This window comes from Streptomyces sp. NPDC104226, assembly GCF_055584085.1.
The window spans coordinates 71,999-91,626 of the sequence record NZ_JBVJMS010000008.1 but is presented as its reverse complement, the minus strand read 5'-3'; the positions used below and the strand labels follow the sequence as shown (position 1 = coordinate 91,626).

19 protein-coding genes are annotated in these 19,628 nt (G+C 73.5%); 12 read left to right on the top strand and 7 right to left on the bottom strand.

Going from position 1 to position 19,628, the window contains the following annotated elements; translation table 11 throughout:
• Positions 1 to 42: 42 nt before the first annotated feature.
• On the bottom strand, positions 43 to 204 hold the full coding sequence (locus ACZ60J_RS24700) for a hypothetical protein (RefSeq protein ID WP_469685012.1): 162 nt from the start codon (positions 202 to 204) through the stop codon (positions 43 to 45).
• 192 nt (positions 205 to 396) lie between these two features.
• Between ACZ60J_RS24700 and ACZ60J_RS24695 the strand changes: the two genes are divergently transcribed.
• Together ACZ60J_RS24695 and ACZ60J_RS24690 are read left to right on the top strand one after the other, a co-directional pair.
• Complete coding sequence (locus tag ACZ60J_RS24695; RefSeq protein ID WP_469685596.1) at positions 397 to 1,542, top strand: type ISP restriction/modification enzyme; 1,146 nt, start codon at positions 397 to 399, stop codon at positions 1,540 to 1,542.
• Positions 1,543 to 1,819: 277 nt separating this feature from the next.
• Positions 1,820 to 3,028, top strand: coding sequence for a CaiB/BaiF CoA transferase family protein (locus ACZ60J_RS24690; RefSeq protein ID WP_469685011.1), 1,209 nt, complete (start codon positions 1,820 to 1,822; stop codon positions 3,026 to 3,028).
• A gap of 72 nt (positions 3,029 to 3,100) precedes the next feature.
• Here the strand turns inward: ACZ60J_RS24690 and ACZ60J_RS24685 are convergent, their stop codons facing one another.
• On the bottom strand, positions 3,101 to 3,370 hold the full coding sequence (locus ACZ60J_RS24685) for a hypothetical protein (RefSeq protein ID WP_030720225.1): 270 nt from the start codon (positions 3,368 to 3,370) through the stop codon (positions 3,101 to 3,103).
• A 299-nt stretch (positions 3,371 to 3,669) separates the two neighbouring features.
• On the opposite strand from ACZ60J_RS24685, the gene ACZ60J_RS24680 reads away from it, so the two are divergent.
• Positions 3,670 to 5,370 (top strand): serine/threonine-protein kinase, encoded by a 1,701-nt coding sequence (locus ACZ60J_RS24680; RefSeq protein WP_469685009.1) that lies wholly within the window; start codon positions 3,670 to 3,672, stop codon positions 5,368 to 5,370.
• Between the two features lie 49 nt (positions 5,371 to 5,419).
• On the opposite strand, the gene ACZ60J_RS24675 is transcribed toward ACZ60J_RS24680, so the two are convergent.
• Positions 5,420 to 6,220, bottom strand: coding sequence for an SGNH/GDSL hydrolase family protein (locus ACZ60J_RS24675; protein WP_469685595.1), 801 nt, complete (start codon positions 6,218 to 6,220; stop codon positions 5,420 to 5,422).
• Between the two features lie 217 nt (positions 6,221 to 6,437).
• Here ACZ60J_RS24675 and ACZ60J_RS24670 point away from each other — a divergent pair, with 217 nt between their 5' ends.
• The gene (locus tag ACZ60J_RS24670; RefSeq protein WP_469685008.1) at positions 6,438 to 7,538 is read left to right on the top strand and encodes a DUF5925 domain-containing protein; all 1,101 of its coding nucleotides are present in this window, start codon (positions 6,438 to 6,440) and stop codon (positions 7,536 to 7,538) included.
• A 155-nt stretch (positions 7,539 to 7,693) separates the two neighbouring features.
• On the top strand, positions 7,694 to 8,236 hold the full coding sequence (locus ACZ60J_RS24665; RefSeq protein ID WP_469685006.1) for a heme-binding beta-barrel domain-containing protein: 543 nt from the start codon (positions 7,694 to 7,696) through the stop codon (positions 8,234 to 8,236).
• A 108-nt stretch (positions 8,237 to 8,344) separates the two neighbouring features.
• Here ACZ60J_RS24665 and ACZ60J_RS24660 read toward each other — a convergent pair whose 3' ends face one another.
• Positions 8,345 to 8,737, bottom strand: a complete 393-nt coding sequence (locus ACZ60J_RS24660; protein ID WP_469685004.1) for a GntR family transcriptional regulator — start codon at positions 8,735 to 8,737, stop codon at positions 8,345 to 8,347.
• Between the two features lie 71 nt (positions 8,738 to 8,808).
• Between ACZ60J_RS24660 and ACZ60J_RS24655 the strand changes: the two genes are divergently transcribed.
• From ACZ60J_RS24655 to ACZ60J_RS24645, 3 genes are all read left to right on the top strand, one after another.
• Positions 8,809 to 9,741, top strand: coding sequence for a GNAT family N-acetyltransferase (locus ACZ60J_RS24655; RefSeq protein ID WP_469685002.1), 933 nt, complete (start codon positions 8,809 to 8,811; stop codon positions 9,739 to 9,741).
• Between the two features lie 25 nt (positions 9,742 to 9,766).
• Positions 9,767 to 10,249 carry a ribonuclease FAU-1 family protein gene (locus ACZ60J_RS24650; protein ID WP_469685000.1) on the top strand — a complete coding sequence of 161 codons (483 nt, stop codon included), beginning with the start codon at positions 9,767 to 9,769 and terminating at the stop codon, positions 10,247 to 10,249.
• Positions 10,250 to 10,489: 240 nt separating this feature from the next.
• Positions 10,490 to 11,512 (top strand): lytic polysaccharide monooxygenase auxiliary activity family 9 protein, encoded by a 1,023-nt coding sequence (locus ACZ60J_RS24645; RefSeq protein ID WP_469684999.1) that lies wholly within the window; start codon positions 10,490 to 10,492, stop codon positions 11,510 to 11,512.
• Positions 11,513 to 11,638: 126 nt separating this feature from the next.
• Here ACZ60J_RS24645 and ACZ60J_RS24640 read toward each other — a convergent pair whose 3' ends face one another.
• Positions 11,639 to 12,499 carry an esterase/lipase family protein gene (locus ACZ60J_RS24640; protein WP_469684998.1) on the bottom strand — a complete coding sequence of 287 codons (861 nt, stop codon included), beginning with the start codon at positions 12,497 to 12,499 and terminating at the stop codon, positions 11,639 to 11,641.
• 249 nt (positions 12,500 to 12,748) lie between these two features.
• On the opposite strand from ACZ60J_RS24640, the gene ACZ60J_RS24635 reads away from it, so the two are divergent.
• From ACZ60J_RS24635 to ACZ60J_RS24625, 3 genes are read left to right on the top strand one after another with little or no spacing between them, the layout of a single operon-like run.
• Positions 12,749 to 13,852: an ABC-2 transporter permease gene (locus ACZ60J_RS24635; protein ID WP_469684997.1), complete on the top strand. Its 1,104-nt coding sequence runs from the start codon at positions 12,749 to 12,751 to the stop codon at positions 13,850 to 13,852.
• Positions 13,849 to 14,514: an acetate uptake transporter gene (locus ACZ60J_RS24630; RefSeq protein ID WP_469684995.1), complete on the top strand. Its 666-nt coding sequence runs from the start codon at positions 13,849 to 13,851 to the stop codon at positions 14,512 to 14,514. The genes ACZ60J_RS24635 and ACZ60J_RS24630 overlap by 4 nt, the downstream gene beginning before the upstream one ends.
• Positions 14,515 to 14,521: 7 nt before the next feature.
• A complete protein-coding gene (locus tag ACZ60J_RS24625) occupies positions 14,522 to 15,706 on the top strand; it encodes an AAA family ATPase (RefSeq protein ID WP_469684993.1) in 1,185 nt (394 codons plus the stop codon).
• A gap of 22 nt (positions 15,707 to 15,728) precedes the next feature.
• Here ACZ60J_RS24625 and ACZ60J_RS24620 read toward each other — a convergent pair whose 3' ends face one another.
• Positions 15,729 to 17,384 (bottom strand): amidohydrolase, encoded by a 1,656-nt coding sequence (locus tag ACZ60J_RS24620; protein ID WP_469684991.1) that lies wholly within the window; start codon positions 17,382 to 17,384, stop codon positions 15,729 to 15,731.
• Positions 17,385 to 17,442: 58 nt separating this feature from the next.
• Positions 17,443 to 18,840 (bottom strand): purine-cytosine permease family protein, encoded by a 1,398-nt coding sequence (locus ACZ60J_RS24615; RefSeq protein WP_469684989.1) that lies wholly within the window; start codon positions 18,838 to 18,840, stop codon positions 17,443 to 17,445.
• Between the two features lie 217 nt (positions 18,841 to 19,057).
• Between ACZ60J_RS24615 and ACZ60J_RS24610 the strand changes: the two genes are divergently transcribed.
• Positions 19,058 to 19,615: a TetR/AcrR family transcriptional regulator gene (locus ACZ60J_RS24610; protein WP_469685593.1), complete on the top strand. Its 558-nt coding sequence runs from the start codon at positions 19,058 to 19,060 to the stop codon at positions 19,613 to 19,615.
• Positions 19,616 to 19,628: the final 13 nt, after the last annotated feature.

Here is a 19,628-nt window from a genome sequence, read left to right as displayed (position 1 = left end):
CGGCGCTCACTGAGCGGTGACCGCGCTGTCGGCGGGGGGCGGCTACTTCCGGTCGTCCTCCATTCCGCGCTCGCCCTCCGCCTGGGACGGCGTGGTCCGCTGCGTCTGGGCGTGGCGGAGCTTCTTCTGCTTCTCGTCCAGGTCCTCGTCGAGCCGCTCCCCCTCGGCCTGCGACGGGGTCGAGTACTCGTCGTACTGACTCATGTCCGCCTCCCGGTGCGTCCGGTCGGCCCGGCTCCGTCCGGATCCGGGCAGATCCCTACATAGGGAGCCTAACTCTCCGGCCTGGACGCGGCCCGGTCACCGGGTGGCGTCGCTACCATCGGCCGGGTGAGCGCTGACGCATCCCCGCGGGACCGGCTGCCGGACGGTCCGCACCCGCTGCTGGACGATCTGATGCCCTGGGCCGTGGGCTCCCTGCGCCTGGGCCGGGCCTGGGTCGCGGCCCCCGATCCGGCGACCCTGCGCGCCCGGTGGGCGGCCCTGGCCGCGGCCGAGGGCGCCGAGCGGGAGCGGCTGTTCCGCCCCACCCGGGCCCGCAGCACGGGCGCCGGGGCGGCGGCGCTGCCGGGTCAGCGCGCCGGTTCCACGGCCCGCTTCGCGGACACGCCCGGGCCGCGCCCCGACCCCGTACGGATCCTGCGCGAGCCCTTCGACGAGCAGTGGCTGCTGCCCGACCAGCGGCTCATCGACCTGGCCCGCCCCGAGCTGTGGCGGGTGCTGGACGAGCACCAGCTGTTCGCCGTGGAGCCGGCGCAGTCGGCGGCGCTGCTGGTCACCGCGCACCTCCCGGCCGGCCGGCTCGGCCGGATCCGCCCGCTGCACCGCCGCCCGGGCGGCGCCGAGCCCAATCTCGCCCCGGGGCTCCAGCACCTCCTCGGGGAGCGGTACGGCACCTGGGTCACCCCCGAGGACGTGCTCTGCTGGATCCTCACCGCCGGCCGCACCGGCCCCCGGGGGTACGAGGTCCCGCTCACCGCCGACGCCACGCGCTGGCGGGCCGGGCTGGAGCTGGGCCACCGGCTGCTCTCCGTGCAGCTGCGCGGGGCCCGCGGCGGCGAGGCGCCCCGGCTGCCCGGCGGGCGCCGGCCGTACGTCCGCTCGGCGCTGCCGGCGTGGCCGCGCGAGCTCGCGTACGACCCGGAGAGCGAGACCCTGACGGTCGGGGGCGGCTCGGGCAGCGGCACCGTGTCGCCCGTACCGGCCGGGGCGTGGGAGTACGAGGTCCAGGGGGTCCGCGTGCTGGAGACCTGGTTCGCCGCCCGGCTCGCGCACCGGGATCCGGAGGCCGAGGGGCTGGACGCGGTGGGTCCGGCGGAGTGGCCGCAGGGCTGGACCTCGGAGCTGCTGACCCTGGTGACCACCCTGGCACTGCTGGCCGAACTGGAGCCGGAGCGGGCGGCGTTCGAGGCGGGGCCGGTACTGACCCCCGCCGAGCTGCGGGCGGCCGGGGTGCTGCCGCCTCCGGACTGGGCCCGGCGTCCGGCCTCGGTCCTGGACCACCAGGAGGAGGGGCCGGGCGGGCAGTTCGCACTGCTCTGAGGCGCGGGGGCCGCGGGGCGGGTGGCCCTGCGGGGCAGCCCCCGACCCGCCCTTCCACCGTTCCCCGGGCCGGGCCGGCCCCGGTCCTCAAACGCCGGACGGGCTGAGAGAACCCGGAGCTCCGCCCCGGGGTCCGCGCCTCAAGCGCCGGCGAGGCTGGATGTGCATCCGCCGGCATGTTAAGCGCGGGGTCCGGGGCGCGCCCGATCGGTCCGGCCGGCCGGAGCGGCGACCCGGCGCGCGTGACAGCCCGGTCGGGATCGAGTAGGCAGGGGCCATGGCTACCGATGCGCTCACCGACCCCCTCCCCCTAGACGGCATCACCGTCGTCTCCGTCGAGCAGGCCGTCTCCGCACCCTTCGCCACCCGCCAGCTCGCCGACCTCGGCGCCCGGGTGATCAAGGTCGAGCGGCCCGACGGCGGAGACTTCGCGCGCGGCTACGACACCGCCGCGCATGGTCTCGCCTCGCATTTCGTGTGGGCCAACCGGGGGAAGGAGTCGCTCGCGCTCGACCTGAAGGACCCGCGCGGGCGGGAGGTCCTGCACCGGCTGCTCGACGGGGCCGACGTGTTCGTGCAGAACCTCGCCCAGGGGGCCGCCGCCCGGCTCGGGCTCGACTCCGCCGCCCTGTGCGCCCGCTACCCCCGGCTGGTCGCCGTGGACGTCTCCGGATACGGTCCCGAAGGCCCGTACGCCCACAAGCGCGCCTACGACATGCTCGTCCAGTGCGAGGCCGGCCTGGTCTCGGTGACCGGCACCCCGGAGCAGCCGGTCAAGGCGGGCATCCCGGCGGCGGACATCGCGGCCGCCATGTACGCCTTCTCGGGCGTGCTCGCCGCCCTGCTGCGCCGCGGGATCACCGGGCGCGGCGGCCGGGTGGAGGTGTCGATGCTCGACGCGCTCGCCGAGTGGATGGGGCATCCGCTGCACCACACCATGCACGGCGGGGAGCAGCCGGTGCGGACGGGCCTCGCACACGCCGTGATCGCGCCCTACGACGCCTACGCGACGGCGGACGGCGACCGGGTGCTGCTGTCGGTGCAGAACGACCGGGAGTGGCGGCGGCTGGCCGAACGGCTCCTGGAGCGTCCGGAGCTGGCCGATGATCCGGGATTCGCGACGAACTCCGCGCGGACCGCGAACCGGGAGAAGACCGACGCGGTGGTCGCCGAGGCGCTGGGCCGGCTCGGCTCGGACGAGGCGATCGAGCGGCTGGAGGCGGCGGGCATCGCCTGCGCACGGCTGAACTCGGTGGCACAGCTGGCCGCGCACCCGCAGCTGGAGGCCCGGGACCGCTGGCGGGAGGTGGGCTCGCCTGCGGGCCCGCTGCGGGCCCTGCTGCCGCCGATCGGACTGCCCGGCGGCGCGGCACCGCACATGGGTGCGGTGCCGGCGCTCGGCGAACACACCGAAGCCCTGCTGCACGCCCTGGGGATGACGGGCGAACAGATCACGGCATTGCGCCGGGACGGTGTGGTCCGCTGACTGGGCAGGGTTGATCAGGCCGGGTACTGAGCGGCGGCGCTGCGGGGGCGGGTACACCCCCCGGACGGACGGTTACGAACGGCGGCTGCCGAAGAGGGTGCGCCGGAGCCTCCGCAGCGGCGCGAAGAGCGATACGCGCGCGCTCCGGCTCCGCAGCCGGTGCGTGTGGTCGCGCGAGGTGAGCTCACGCATGAGCAGCGTCGCCTCGGCGGTCTCGCGGTGCGGGACGGCCGGACCGCCGAGCACCGCGAGGTGGCGGTCGAGGCGCGAACTGGTCGCACCACTGCCGCAGGTGATGGCAGGCACGCGGGGCGGCCTGCTGCGCATTGCTATCTGTTCCATGTCTCTCCCCACCCGTATGAGGGCACCCGGCCCACCGGGCAGGGTAACCCTATCGTCCCCACGTCGCGCACGGGTATCCCGGTGGTGTGAATTGCCCGTGTGGCGAGCGGGAGTTGACGATTACTCAGCGGAGTCGATCGTCACTCTCCGCTAAATCCACCGGGGTTCGGCGGCGCTGGAACCGCATCGGCGCCGACTGCGTGACTCCTGTCGTGACCGGAGCCACGGCGCACGCTCTGCGCTAACTTGGAGTGATCGTCCGGTAACACCCCTGGGGGCGCGCGTGAATGAGGCTTTCGGTGACTGAGTCCGCGTCGAACGGGGACGGGGCCGGCGACCGCGTCGTCGCCGGACGCTACCGCCTGCTGGGTCCGCTCGGCCGCGGCGGGATGGGGATGGTGTGGCGGGCCCGGGACGAGGTCCTGGGGCGCGAGGTCGCCGTCAAGGAAGTGCGCGCCCCGGCCGGGATGGACGCGGACGAGGTGGATCGGATGTACCGGCGCCTGGAGCGGGAGGCCTGGGCCGCGGCCCGCGTCTCGCACCGGGGCGTGGTCACCGTCTACGACGTGGCCACCGAGGACGGCCGGCCCTGGATCGTGATGGAGATCGTACGGGGACTCTCCCTCGCGGAGGTCCTGGAGGGCGACGGGCCGCTCACCCCGCAGCGGACCGCGCACATCGGCGAACAGGTGCTGGCCGCACTGCGCTCCGCACACGAGGCGGGGGTGCTGCACCGGGACGTCAAACCGGGCAATGTGCTGATCGCCAACGACGGCCGCGTGGTGCTCGGCGACTTCGGAATCGCGAGCCTGGAGGGCTCCACCGCCATCACCATGACGGGCGAGGTCGTCGGGTCCCCCGAATTCCTGCCGCCCGAGCGGGCGTTGGGGCGCGAGCCGGGTCCCGGGTCGGACCTGTGGGCGCTCGGGGTGATGCTGTACCTGGCTGTGGAGGGGGTCTCCCCGTTCCACCGGGATTCCCCGGTGGCCACGCTGCGGGCGGTCGTGGACGAGGACGTCCCGGCGCCGCGGCGCGCCGGGCCGCTGACGCCCGTCCTGGAGGGGCTGCTGGTCAAGGATCCCGCGGAGCGGCTGTCCGCGGCCGAGGCGGCCCGGATGCTGCGCATCGTCGGCGCGGGAGGGACCGTACGCGCCTCCGGCGGGCCGGTGTCGGGCCCCGCGACGGCTTCGGCGACGGGGGCGGGCATCGGCGCGGACGACCCGACCTCCGTGATGCAGAACCGGTACGGACACCCCACCCCGCCGCTGCCGCCGGCCGGTACCGGGTCGGCGCGGGCGCTGCCCCCGGACACCGGGGGGAACGGGGCGACCGGGGGCAACGGGGCCGGGCTGGTGCTGGGCGGCGGGATCGTGGTGCTGCTCGTGGTGGTGCTGCTGCTGGGATGGCTGCTGCTGAAGAACCGCGACACGGGCGGCGACGGCGACGGGGGTGCGACGACCGCACCGCCGGTGACGCAGAGCGCTTCGCCTTCCCCGACCCCCTCGCCGAGCGGATCCCCCTCGCCCTCCGCCTCCCCTTCCCCCTCCCCCTCTCCTTCGGCGACGCCGCCGCCGGGCATCACCCTGTCCGCCGTCCAGGCCCTCCGGGACACCTACCGCGGCGAGTGCCCGGCGCCCGCCGGCGAGGCGCCCTCCTTCACCGCCACCGTGACGGTGGAGCGGACCCCGGCGATGGTGGAGTACCGGTGGGCCACGCGCAGCGGCAGGACCTCGGGCCCCGACTGGCGGACCCTCGCGTACCCGGCGGGCGGGCCGACGAGCGTACGGCTGGACCACACGGAGCTGACGAACGACCCGGACGCGACCTTCGAGGATGCCGTCCGGCTGGAGGTCCGGGCGCCGTCGGAGGCGGCTTCGGCCTGGCTGGAGTTCTCGGTGACGTGCGAGGAGGAGACCCCGACGGGCGGGGCCTCCTCTCCGAGCACGTCCGGACCCACCTCTTCCCCGTCACCGAACCCGGGTCCGACGGCCAGTCCGTGACGCACCGGGCCGTGACGCGTCGGGCAGCAACACGCCGGGCCCTGACGCGTCAGGCAGCGCTGGTGAAGACGGGCAGGTAGCCGCCGGACTGTCCGGCGGCGGTCGGGTGGTAGGACTCGCCGATGTTCAGCCAGTTGAGGCTGTGCAGCCACTCGCTGCCGGAGCAGATCTCGTGCCCGGTGAAAGCACCGGCGACCGAGGCGAAGGCGAAGCCGTGGTTGGCGGCGCGTTTGGCGATGGCGGCGTTGAGGTAATCGGAGGCGCCGTTGATGGCCTTGCGCTCGCCTTCCGAGAGCCCGGCCACGCAGTTTCCGTTCAGCTTGTAGAAGCGGGGATAGCCGAGGACGACCACGCGGGCGCCCGGGGAACGGCTGTGGATCGCGTTGTAGACCTGGTCGAGCTGGCCGGGGAGGGTGGAGTCGACGTACGCCTTGGCCTGGTTGACCCGGCTGACGCAGGTGGCTTCGGACTGGAGCACACAGGTGGTCATGACGTCGGAGAATCCCGCGTCGTTGCCGCCGATGGTGATGCTGACGAGGTCGGTGCCGGCGTTCAGCGAGGTGAGCTGGCTGCTCATCACATCACCCGTACGAGCACCCGAGCAGGCGGCGAAGGAGAAGGTCTGGGGGGAGTGCGCGGCGGCCCAGAGGGCCGGGTAGGCGCGGGGGGTGCGCTTGCAGTTCCCGCTAGCACTGTCGTAGTTGCCGGCACCGACGCCGGAGGAGTAGGAGTCGCCGAGGGCGACGTAGCCGAAGTCGGCGGCGGCGGTGGCCGGACCGGCTCCGAACAGGGCTGCGCCCGCAGCGAGTAACAGGGCGGAGGCCAGTGCAGCGAAACGAGGCATTCTCATGCTCATGTGTGCGGCTCCTTGTGGGGGTTACTCAGGAGTTACTCCTGAGTCCGTGGTACAAGGAACCGAGGCCTTCTGGAAGTGTCCATGCCAAGAATGTTCGGGGTGGACCTGCGGCGCGAATCTTCACCCGCACGGCGTTTGAAGAGGGAATCCCGCCACTCGATCCAGCGAAACACGGGTGCATGAGGCCAGTTCGTGCCGGATCATGGGCGCCATGCCAGCCAACCCTCAGGACGCGCTGCCGATCCGGCTCAACGTCGACGACAGCGACTCCCCGTCGGACGTGGTCGACGCACTGTTCCTCGGCCGCTTCGCGTCCGGCGAGCAGCCCCACTCGCACAGCGTGTCGATCGACCGGGTCAAGCCGGGCGCGACCCTGCTGCCGTCCGGGGCCACGGTGTTGCGCTCCGCCCGCGACAGCGACCGCAGCGCGACGCTCGCGGAGGGCGAGGGCTGGACCATGCTCGTCTCCCGCTGGAGCCGGGGAGCGGACGTCACGGTGACGGCGGTCAGCGAGGAACTCGCCGCCGGTGTGCTGGGCGAGGCCACCGAGGGCGCGCAGGACGAGCCCGAACCGCAGCCCGAGAACGTCGCGATGGGCTTCTGGTACGTCTCCCCGCGCCGCGGCCCCTACCGCACGACCCGGCAGATCGCGGCCGGCACCTGGGAAGAGGTGCGGCCCAACTACACGGCTCCCGTGGCCGGGGCGATGGACCGGCTGATGAAGATCACCCCAGACGACATCGCCGGCCGGCTGCTCCTGCTGCACGGCCCCCCGGGCACCGGGAAGACCTCCGCCCTGCGCACGCTCGCCCGGTCCTGGCGGGACTGGTGCCAGGTGGACTGCGTCCTGGACCCGGAGCGGCTGTTCAACGACATCGGCTACCTGATGGACATCGCGATCGGCGAGGACGAGGGCACGGCGAAGAGCCGCTGGCGGCTGCTGCTCCTGGAGGACTGCGACGAGTTGATCCGCGGCGAGGCCCGGCACACCGCCGGGCAGGCGCTGTCACGGCTGCTGAACCTCACGGACGGCCTCCTCGGCCAGGGCCGCAACGTCCTGGTGGGCGTCACGACCAACGAGGACCTGGAGCGGCTCCACCCCGCGGTGGTCCGGCCGGGGCGGTGCCTCGCCCGCATCGAGATCGGCCGGCTGACGCACCGCGAGGCGGTGGACTGGCTCGGCACCGACGAGGGCGTCTCCCGCGAGGGCGCGACGCTGGCGGAGCTCTTCGCCCTGCGCCGCGGTGCATCGGGCCCCACCGCGCTGCTGCCGACGCAGGGCCACGACACGGAGGCCGGGCTGTACTTGTAGGTGCGGGGCGCGCATGGGCGGCGGCCCGGCCCACGGGTCCCACCGCGCGGGGCGCGCACGGGTCCGGCGCGTACGCCGAGGAGAATGGGGGCGCGGCCGAAGGCCCCCGCCGGCCGTCCGCACCTCCGGGGGACCCACGAACAGGAGAACGCACCGTGCTCGAACCGGCGCAGGAGAATCCCTTCCCCGACAGCCACGTCCTCGGCGAGGGCCCCGAGCCGCACCCGCAGCTCCAGCCGGTGCTCGGCCTCGTCGGACGCTGGCACGGACGGGGCAGCGGCGAGTACCCGACCCTGGAGCACGGGTTCCGGTACGAGCAGGAGATCACCTTCAGCCACGACGGCCGGCCCTTCCTCGTCTACGAGTCCCGCGCGTGGCTGATCGACGACTCCGGCACGGCCGTGCGCCCCGCCGGCCGGGAGACCGGATGGTGGCGCATCCTCCCGGACGCCTCGGTCGAGGTCACGCTCGCCCACCCGACGGGCATCGTCGAGACGTACGTCGGACGGGTCTCCGGTACGGAGATCGAGATGGCCACCGACACGGTGGGGCTGACCCCGCGGGCCAAGGAGGTCACCGGCATGCGACGCCGGTACGCCCTCCAGGAGGGCGGGCTGACGATCGTGCAGGAGATGGCCGCGGTGGGCCAGCCCATGCAGCACCACCTCCAGGCCCGGCTGTTCCCGCGCAAGGACTGACCCGCGGGGCACGGCCGGGCAGGGGGCGCCACCAGGCAGCGCCGCCGCCGGACAGGGGCGCCGTCCGGCGGCGGCGACCAGGCCGACAGGGCGACAGGGCCCGGGGTGTCAGTCCGCGTACCGGGCCCGCAGCGCGTCCAGCGCCGCGGCGGTGGCCTCGTCGAAGGTGAGGCCGAGCCGTCGCGCCCGCTCCGCGTAGGCCTGCGCGGCGGTGGCCGCCTCCCGGGCCGGACCGTCACCAGACGCCGCCACGAAGCTGCCCGCCCGGCCGCGCGTCTCGATCACGCCGTCCGACTCCAGCGCCCGGTACGCCTTCGCGACCGTGTTCGCCGCCAGCCCCAGGTCCTCCGCGAGCCCGCGGACCGTCGGCAGTTTGAACCCGGCGGGCAGCCGGCCCGCCCGCGCCCCGGAGGCGATCTGGGAGCGCAACTGCTCGTACGGGGCGGCGGCGCCCGGAGCGCCGTCGATGCGGATCTTCAGCTGCGGAGAAGTCGAGGTCACGCGGCCGATTGTCCCCCATCCGCCGGGAAATTCGCAGGCGCTGGGCGCTCTGCCGCCCTACCGTCGCACAGGTGATCACCACCATTCGCGAGGTGCGCCCCGCCGACCCGCGGGACGCCGAGTCCGTCGTACGGGTGCGCCGCGCCGCCCTCCCCTTCATGATCGGCACGGTCGACGGCGTGGCCCACGAGCTCGCCTCGGCCCACCCCGACAAGCGCTACCGCCTCCTCGTCGCCGAGAACTCCGACGGCCTGGTCGTCGGCACCGCCCAGGTCGGCATCGCCCACGAGAGCCCCGAGCCGGGACAGGGCTTCGTCAACGCCTACGTGGACCCCGCCCACCGCGGCCTGGGGGCCGGAAGCGCGCTGCTCGACGCGGCCGAGGAGCATCTCGGGGCCGCGCGCGCACGGGCCGCGTTCGCCTGGGTGCTCGACGAGCCGGCGCACCGCGCCTTCGCCGAGCGCCGCGGCTACCGGCCCTCCCGCTCGGCGCACTTCCTGCGGCTCGACCTCGTCACGGCCGACCTGCCGGCGCTGCCCGGGGAGCTGCCGGACGGAGTGGAGCTGCGCACCGGCTCGGCCTTCGCCGCCGATCCGCGCCCGCTCTTCGAGGCGGACGCGGCGGCGACCCTGGACGAACCGGGCGATGTTCCGGTGGAGTTCGACGACTACGAGGACTGGCTGCGGGGCACCTGGGAGCACCCGTACCTCGACCGGGAGCTCACCACCGTGGTCCTGGTGGACGGCCGGGTGGCGGGCTTCACCGCCGCGCACACCGACGGGGCCGGGCGGTACTCCTCCGCCATGACCGCCACCCTGCGCCCGTTCCGCGGCCGGGGACTGGCCGGACTGGCCAAGATCGATTCGCTGCTGCGGGCCCGCGCGGCCGGCTGCACGGAGGCGTTCACCGGAAACGACACCGGCAATGCTCCGATGCTCGCCGTCAACGCCCGTTTCGGGTACGAGGTGTGCGCCACGGAGACCCGCTACGCCAAGCAGCTGTGAGACCAGGGGAACAGGGGAGAGCACGATGACCGACCGACTGACCGTCACCCTCACCAAGGCGGGCCGTACGAAGATCAGTTACCCGGCCGAGCTGGTGGCCGACACCGGCACCCGGATCACCGTACGGGCCCCCTGGGCCGCCCCCGGGGTACGCGACTTCGGCTTCGTCCGCTTCGAACCGGGCGACGTGTTCACCGAGCACTTCTGGCGCGACCGCTGGTACGCGGTCAAGGAGGTGCGGACGGGCGAGGGCGTCCTCAAGGGCTGGTACTGCGACGTCACCCGCCCGGCGTCGGTGCGGGACGGGGTGATCCTGATCGAGGACCTGGACCTCGACCTGTGGGTGTCGGCCGACGGGAGCACGGTGCTGCGGCTCGACGAGGACGAGTTCGCCGAGAGCGGGCTCGCCGACACCGACCCCGAAGCGGCCGCCCAGGCGGTACGGGCTCTCGACGCCCTGGACGCCCAGGCCCGCTCGACGGCCGGTCTGGGCGCCCTGATGGCCTGATCCAGGGCCTCGCCGGGCGCTTTCTGTAGGGCCCGCTTAGTGGCTCCTTAACGGGGCCCTAAGGATCGGCTCCAGGGGCCGGAACCCGGGGGAACCCGGGTGCAGGGCGGTTAGTTTGGCTGAGCCAGGGAGGGCCGGGGGCGGCGCCGCGAACCCGTGAGGGGCGGCGCCGCACAGCCCCGGTCCTCCGGCGCACCCACGACTCGCGCAGCCCTGTGCCGTGCCCAGAGGAGATCCACCATGCCCGCACGCCGTACCGCCGCCCGCATCGCAGCCGGTCTCGCCCCGCTCGCGGTGGCCGCGTACGCCGTCGCCCCGGCGGCCGCCCACGGTTCGATGACGGACCCGGTCAGCCGGGTGGCGGCGTGCTACGCGGAGGGACCGGAGTCCCCGAAGTCGGCTGCCTGCAAGGCGGCGGTCGCGGCGAGCGGGGCGCAGGCGTTCTACGACTGGAACGCGGTGAACATCGCCAACGCGGCCGGCAAGAGCAGGGCGCTGATCCCGGACGGACAGCTGTGCTCGGCTGGCAACGACAAGTACCGGGGGCTGGACCTGGCGCGCGCCGACTGGCCGGCGAGCCCGATGGCATCGGGCGCGCACACCTTCCGCTACAAGGGGACCGCCCCGCACAAGGGCTCCTTCGAGCTGTACGTGACGAAGGACGGCTACGACCCGTCGAAGCCGCTGAAGTGGTCCGACCTGGAGCCGGCGCCCTTCGTGAAGGTCACCGACCCGGGGATGCAGAACGGCGACTACGTCTTCTCCGGCACCGTCCCGAACAAGACCGGCCGGCACCTGATCTACAGCGTCTGGCAGCGCTCGGACAGCCCGGAGGCCTTCTACTCCTGCTCCGACGTGGTGTTCGGGAAGGACAACGGCGGCAAGCCCAGTGCCGAGCCGAGCGCGAAGCCGAGCTCGAAGCCGAGTTCCAGGCCCAGCTCGAAGCCGAGTTCCGTGCCCTCGCAGCAGCCGTCCACGCTCCCCTCGGAGGTCCCGTCGGCTCCCACCGACGAGCAGATCTCCGCGGGCGCCGGCAAGTCCACGGTGGAGCACAACGGGCACGGGGACAACGACCCGAAGACCAACGGCGCCGGAGCCCCGTCCCCGATCCCCTCGACGAGCGGGACCGGTCTCGCGGAGACGGGCGGCAGCAGCACGACCCCGCTGATCGCGATCGGTGGGGCCGGCATCCTGGCCGCCGGTGCGGCCGTGCTGTTCGGGCTGGCCCGCCGCCGTGCGACTCCGGGCCGCCACGGCCGCTGACGAGCGGGGCGGGCGGCCCGTCGGGGCCGCCCGCCGTCGCGGTATCAGCAGCCGCTTCAGCTGCCGTTGCCGTTGCCGTTGCCGTTGCCGTTGCCGTTGCCGTTGCCGTTGCCGTTGCCGTTGCCGTCAGGAGAAGACGGACGCGCAGGTGGTCCGCTCGGCGTGCGCCGGGTCGAGGGCGTTGACGGCCTCGTGCCAGGCGATCCGGTCGGTGAGCCCGATGGCCACGTGCTCCGAGAGGTCCACCGCGCACAGGTCCTGGAGCAGCACGTTGCGGACGTTCGGCCCGGTGAGGAACTGGCTCCGGTACGGGGTGACCACCTCGTCGTACCGGGTGGCGATCACCGTGTACGCGACTCCGGGGACGGTGTCCCCGCCCGCGTTGAGCTTGTTCTGGAAGGGCGATCCGGCGATCTGGTCGGCGAGGCCCGGGGTGGCCTCGCTGATCAGGTCCCCGGCCCCGGGGAAGTACGGGAGGAGCTTGGTGAGGCCGAGCAGGGTGGTCCCGTGGTTGTCGGGGGCGAGCCCGACCAGGGCGTTGACCTTGGCGGCACCGCCGAGGAACTTCAGGTAGTAGCGCGGCATCATGCCGCCCTGGGAGTGGCCGACGATGTCGGTCTCGGCGGCCCCCGTGGCGGCGAGGACCTTGTCCACGAAGACGTCGAGCTGTCCGGCGGACTGCTCGATCGGGCCGAGGCCGTTGAAGAAGGGGACGCCGGGCAGCTGCCCGTAGTCGAGGGAGTAGACGCAGTAGCCCCGGTGGACGAGGTACGGGGCGAAGCCGAGCCAGTTGTCGACGGAGTTCCCGAAGGTTCCGTGGACCAGGACGACGGGCCGGGGGTGGGCGGCGGACGGTTTGCAGGACCAGTTGTTCCAGCCGCTGCTCGGCGCCGATGCGGCCTGGGCCGCTCCGGTGGGGGCGACGAGCGCGGCGGCGGTCAGGGTGAGGACGGCCAGCGGGCGGAGCAGGCGTCTCCAGGGCAGCATCGTGTGATCTCCTCGCGGTTCAAGGGGGGGATGACGAGGGACGGCGCGGGACGTGCGTGGGGGTGCATCCCGTGATCCGGATCACAAGGGGAGTGCTGCAGCCGTCAAATTACGGGCGAGTAGCAAAACTGGGAAGTTACGCGGCGGTAAAAAATCCGCGGTGCACCCTGGTGGCCCAGCCCCGACGGCCGTCATCCGTTCGGCCCACCCCTGCTGCGCCGGGCGCCCGGTACGCCGAGCGTGTGAGACATGACCCAGCCCACTCCCGCAGACCAAGGGCAGTCCGGCGGCTTCCTCGCCGAGATCAAGGACGCCGTCACCGCCCGGGCCGCTCTCCTGGTCCTGGGCGTACTGGCGCTCCAGCTCGCCTTCATCACCTCCTACATCGGGGCCTTCCATCACCCCAAGCCGAGCGAGATCCCGATCGCCGTGGCCGCGCCCGCCGCACCGATCGCCGCACAGACGGCGAAACAGCTCTCCGCGCTGCCCGGCAAGCCGCTCGACCCGCGTGCCGTACAGGACGAGGCGACGGCGCTGCGGCAGATCCAGAACCGGGACGTGGACGGCGCGCTGATCGTCGACCCGGCCGGCACCACCGACAAGCTGCTGGTCGCGAGCGGCGCCGGGGCCTCCCTGTCCCAGGCCGTCGAGGAGATCGTCGGCCGCGTCGAGAAGGCCCAGGGGCGGACCGTCCGCGTCGTGGACGTGGCCCCGGTGGCCGCCGGCGACGGGCGCGGACTGAGCTCGTTCTACCTGGTCGTGGGCTGGTGCGTGGGCGGGTACCTGTGCGCCGCGATCCTCGCGATCAGCGCGGGCGCCCGGCCCGCGAACATCCACCGCGGCATCATCCGGCTCGGCACCCTGCTGGCGTACTCCATCGCGGCCGGGCTGCTCGGCGCGGTGATCGCCGACCCGGTCCTGGACGCCCTGCCCGGCAGCATCTGGGCCCTGTGGGGGCTCGGCACCCTCGTCGTCTTCTCCGTCGGCGCGATCACCCTGGCCTTCCAGGGCCTCGCGGGCGTCGTCGGCATCGGCCTGGCGATCCTGCTGGTGGTGGTGTTCGGCAACCCGAGCGCCGGCGGCGCCTACCCGTACCCGCTGCTGCCGCCGTTCTGGAAGGCCATCGGCCCGTGGCTGCCGCCGGGCGCGGGCACGTACGCCGCGCGCTCGATCGCGTACTTCAAGGGCAATGACATCACCGGTCCGCTGCTGGTCCTGAGCGGCTGGGCGGTGCTCGGCTCCGCGATCACGATGGCCTGTGCGGCGGGCCGCAAGGGCAAGGCGGGCCCCCCGGTGGGCAGCGGGCTCCCCGAAGGTCCGGACACCCTGCCGGAGCGGGAAGCCGCGCGATGAACAACCCCGTGCACCTCCGCAACCGCCAGGGCCCCGCCGAACAGGCCGTCTCCGTCAAGCGGATGGAGCCCAGCGCGCAGGCCCAGCTGGGCGCCCTCGGCCTCACCGGCTTCATCGTCGTCACCGTCATCGCCACCGGCATCGACGCGGGCGTCTTCCCCGAGAAGCTCGGTCACTCCGTGCTGCCGCTGGTCGGTTTCTTCATCGGCGGGCTCGCCCAGCTGCTGGCCGGGCTCTTCCAGGCGCAGCGCGGCGACACCTGGCACGCCACGGTCTTCGGCGGCTTCGGGCTGTTCTGGATGGCGAAGGCCTGTCTGCTCCAGTGGGTGCTCCCGGCCACCGATCCGGCGCTGCGCGGGGACGTGAGCGGGCTGTTCACGCTGCCGTGGGTGTTCGTGGTGTTCGTGCTGTGGATCGGCAGCTGGCGGATCCACCTGGTGCTGCTGTCCACGTTCACCTGCGTGCTGGTGGTCTTCGTGGCGATGACCGTCAGCGGGTTCACCGGCTCGGTGGTCTGGAACCGGATCACCGGCTGGAGCGGGCTGCTGGCCGCGCTCGGAGCCACGTACCTGCTCGCCGGGCAGATCATGGCGAGCACCTGGGGCCGCCAGGTGCTGCCGATGGGCCGCTTCCTGGCCCCCGAAGAGCACCCGGAGGCCTGACCGCCGCATGATCACGACGCTCGCGGTGGAGAACTACCGCTCCCTGCGCAGGCTCATCGTCCCCCTCGGCCGGCTCACCGTGGTGACGGGCGCCAACGGCACCGGCAAGTCCAGCCTGTACCGGTCCCTGCGGCTGCTGGCGGACTCCGCGCGGGGCGGCGCCGTCGCGGCGCTGGCCCGGGAGGGCGGTCTGCCCTCCACCCTGTGGGCCGGCCCGGAGAAGACCGGCCGGGCGGTACGCGAAGGCCGGTACGCGGTCGAGCCGACCGTGCGCTCCGAACCGGTGAGCCTGCGGCTCGGCTTCGCCGGGGACGAGTTCGGCTACGCGGTGGACTTCGGCCACCCCTCCCCCGTCCCCGACTCGCTCTTCGGCCTGGACCCGGAGATCAAACGGGAATGCACCTGGGCCGGGCCGGTGCTGCGCCCCGCCGCCCTGCTCTCGGACCGCGCCGGGCCCGCCGTGCGCACCCGCACCGCCGACGGCGGCTGGCACCGCACCCAGGGCGCCCTGCGCCCGTACGACTCCATGCTCAGCGAGCTCGCGGACCCGCAACTGGCCCCCGACCTGCTGGCCCTGCGCGAGCTGATCCGCTCCTGGCGGTTCTACGACCACGTCCGCACGGACGCCGACGCGCCGGCCCGCACCCCGCGCGTCGGAACCCGTACGCCGGTGCTCGCCGCGGACGGCTCCGACCTGCCGGCCGCGCTCCAGACGATCCGGGAGACCGGCGACCACGCGGCCCTCGACACGGCCGTCGAGGCGGCCTTCCCCGGCAGCTCCGTGGCCGTCTCCGACCGGGACGGCCGCTTCGCCCTGGAGCTCCACCAGCACGGGCTGCTGCGCCCGCTGGGCGCGGCGGAACTCTCCGACGGAACGCTGCGCTACCTCCTGTGGACGGCAGCCCTGCTGACCCCGCGCCCGCCCGCCCTGATGGTGCTCAACGAGCCGGAGACCAGCCTCCACCCCGACCTGCTGGGCCCTCTCGCGGACCTGATCCTGACGGTGGCCCGGACCACCCAGACGGTGGTGGTCACCCACGCGGCCCCCCTGGCCGACGCCCTGGCCTCGGGCGTCCACCGCCACCGCGTGGACCTGCGGACCATCACCCTGCTCAAGGACTTCGGCCAAACCGAGGTGGCCGACCGCGAGGGCCCCCTGGACGAACCCCTCTGGTACTGGCCGAAGCGGTAGGCCGGCCACGCACCGCCGGGCCCTACCCCGCCCGGTGGACGACCTCGCCCGCCACCACCACCGTTTCGGCGACCGTGCCGGGGATCTGTTCCGGGGCCACCGCGAGGATGTCCCGGGACAGGATCACGAAGTCGGCCGCCTTGCCGACCGTGAGGGAACCCCGGTCCTGTTCGAGGAAGTTGGCGTACGCGGAGCCCATCGTGTAGCCGTACACCGCCGTGCGGGCGTCCACCGTCTCCTGCTCCTGCCACGGGTCTCCGCCGTCCAGCGGGCGCCGGGTCAGTGCCGTGTAGATGCCGATCATGGGGTCCATCTCGGCGACGTTCCAGTCGCTGGAGAAGGCCAGGACGGCGCCCGCGTCGGCGAGGCTCCGCATCGGCCACGCCTTGTGCCAGCGGTCCTCCCCCACGTTCTCCGCCCAGTCCTGGCCCGGACCGGCGATCTCCGGCGCGCAGTGCCGGGGCTGCATGCAGGCCACCACGCCGAGCTGCGCGAAGCGGGGTACGTCCTCGGGGTCCAGGCATTCCACGTGCACCACCTGGTGGCGGGCGTCGCGCGGGCCGTTCACGGCCCGGGCGTGCTCGACGGCGTCGAGGACGGTGCGGATGCCCCGGTCGCCCGTGGCGTGGACGAAGCACTGGAAGCCGCGCGCGTCGAGCCGGGCGAGGAGCCCGGCGAACTCCTCCGCCGGGTAGAAGGTCTCGCCGCGGTGCGCTCCGCAGCCGGTGTACGGCTCCAGCAGCGCGGCCGTGCGCGGTTCGACCACGTCGTCGATGTAGAGCTTGAGGGGGCCGACCCGGAAGCGGTCCCCCGCGTGGACCTTGGCCGCGGCCTCGAAGAGGTCGAGGTCCTCCTCGGTCGTGCCGCGCGGGTGGAACAGTGCGGCGACGATCCGCGAGCGAAGCCGGCCCTCGGCGCGGGCCCGGTCGTACAGTTCCAGGTCGTCGAGGGAGTTCTGCGGCTCCACGACGGTGGTGATCCCGAAGCCGATCGCGTCGTCGAGGCTCTTGGCGAGGCGCCCGTACTGGCGGTCCGGGGAGGCCCACGGGACGCCCAGGTCGCGCAGGGCGCGGTGGCCGTCGCGGGAGAGCCCCTTGATGGCGAAGTCCTTGACGAAACCGGTGGGTTCACCGGTCTCCGGGTCCACGGCCGCCGTGCCGAAGGGCAGGTCGGTACGGTCCTTCGCGACGCCGAGCCGGTGCATGGCCGCTGTGTTCAGCCAGGCCGTGTGGACGTCGTACGAGAGCACGATCGCGGGGGTGTCCCCGGTGACCGGGTCCAGGTCGGCGGCGGTGGGCATGCGGCCGCCGGGGATCGCGGAGTAGTCGAAGGCCTCGGCCTCGATCCAGTCGGCCTCGGGGTTGGCCTCCCGCCACGCGCCGATGCGGTCGAGGATCGCTTCGAGCGTCCGCACCCCGGCGAGCTGGACGCATGCGTCGTCGGAGCCGAGCCGGACGTGGTTGTGGGCGTCGATGAACCCCGGCAGCACGAGCCGGCCGCCCGCGTTGATCCGCTCGGTGTCCGGGCCCGCCCAGTCGGCGGCCTCCGCGTCCGGGCCGACCCAGACGATCCGCCCGTCGCGCACGGCGAGGGCTTCGGCCTCGGGCAGCTCGGGGTCGACGGTGTGGATGCGGGCTCCGGTGAGGAGCAGATCGGCGGGGGCGGCGGCGTACGGCATGGGGTGGTGCTCCTGTGCAGAGGGGATGCGGGCGAGGGAACGCGGCGAGAGGGGCGGCCTAGGCCGCCGGGACGTAGGCGGGGGTCCGCCGGGCGAGGGCCCAGTACGTGAGCCCGGAGACCACCGAGCCGAGCAGGGTGAGGTCGGCGCCGCCGAGCGGGGCCACGAGGGGTCCGGTCCACAGCTCGGAGTCGCAGGTCAGGGCCGCGAAGGCCATGCCGGCGAGCAGGGCCGTCATGCCGGCCGGGTGGTAGCCGGAGCGGTACCAGTAGGCGCCCGCGCTCCCGGCGTGCAGCGCGTCGGAGTCGTAGCGGCAGCGGCGCAGCAGCATGTCGGCGAGGAAGACGCCGCCCCAGGGGGCGAACACGATGATCAGGAGGGAGAGGAAGGACAGCAGCGAGGTGGTGAAGTCGGTGAGGAAGAGCGCGGCGAGCGATCCGGCGGCGGTCACGGCGGCGCTGATGACGATGGCCCGGGCGCGGCTCCACGGGATGCCGAGGACCTGGAGGTTCAGGCTGGAGGAGTAGAGCGTGATGATCGAGTTGGTGACGGAGCCGCCCAGCACCAGGGCCAGGAACAGCGGCTGGAACCAGCCGGGCAGCAGGCTCTCCGCGCCGGCGACGGCGTCGGTCATGTCGGTCTGGGTGGCGGCCGCCACACCGGCGATCCCGAGGGCGACGGAGGAGACGAACCCGCCGAGCGCGCCCATCCAGGTGATCGACTTCAGCGAGGTGGTGCGGGGCAGGTAGCGGGTGTAGTCGGCGGGCATCGGCAGGTACGAGAAGGGGCCGGCGAGCATGACGACGAAGGCCAGGCTCCAGCCGGACAGGCCCGGGGCCAGGGCGTCGGCCGGGGCGGTGGTCTCGGCGCCGGGCAGGACGAAGACCAGCAGGGCGCCGAAGCCGACGGCCAGGACGTAGGCCATCCAGCGCTCGGCGAACTGCACCGTGGCGTGTCCCCACATGGCGACGGCGAAGGTGAGCGCGAGGGTGATGCCGAGCGCGACGGCCCTGATCAGGGTGCCTTCGCCCAGGCCCGTCTCGGCGAAGAAGACCTCCAGCGCCAGGGTGCCGACGACCGTGTTGACGATGGTGTAGCCGATGCTCACCACCCAGTTGAGGACGCCGGCCGGCCAGTTGCCCCGGACGCCGAAGGCGGCCCGGGAGATGACCAGGGTGGCGGTGCCGGTGCGGATGCCGCTGAGGCCTGCGGCGCTGATCGCGAAGAAGGACAGGCCGCTGAGCACGACCACGGCGGTGGCCTGCCAGAAGCTGAGGCCGAAGGCGACGGCGAGGGCTCCGTTGATCACGTAGGTGAAGGTCAGGTTCGACCCGAACCAGAGCCAGAAGAGGTCCTTGGCCCCACCGTGCCGCTCGGCGTCGGGGATGGGGTCGATGCCGTGGGTCTCGACTCTGAAGACCTCGTCGACGTCGGCCGTCGTCTCCTGCTGTGCCATGCGCGCTGCCCCTGACCTTCGTCCCGGTGACCTGTCGAACCGCCGCAGGAATCTTGAACGGCGTTCTAAGTTCTTGAATGGCATTCAAGATGCGCCCCCGACCGGGACCCCGTCAAGACCCTGTCCGGGATAGGGTCGGCCCACGAAGATCGGGAAGGCGGCACACGTGGCAGCGGGAGCGGCACGGCGGCGCGACGGGCAGATCGCCCAGGAGCGGATGCTGGAAGAGGCCATGGCGGCGATCGCCGAGGACGGGCTGGCGACGCTCACCATGTCCGCGCTCGCCGAACGGCTCGGCACCAGCGGCGGCCACATCCTGTACTACTTCGGCAGCAAGGACCGGCTCCTGCTGGCCGCCCTGCACTGGAGCGAGCGCCAACTGGCCGAAGAGCGGAACGAATTGCTGGCACGCCGGGTCACCGCCCACCGCAAGCTCGCACTCTTCCTGGAGCTCTACCTGCCCCGCGGCCCCCGCGATCCGCGCTGGACGCTCTGGATCGAGCTGTGGGCCCGCATCCCCTCGAACGAGCCGCTGCGCGCCGCCCAGCAGGAGATCGACGACGGCTGGCAGCGGGACCTGGAGGCGCTCCTCGCCAAGGGGGTGGAGCAGGGCCGCTTCGCCGCCGGCCTGGACGTCCCCGCCCGGGCCTCGGAGCTGCTGGCGCTGCTGGACGGGCTGAGCACCCGGGTGGTGCTGGGCGAGCGCGGCGCCGACCGGGCGACCTCCCTGGAGCGCGCCCGCTCCGCCGCAGCCCTGCTGATCCCGCACGCCTGACCGCTCACCCGCC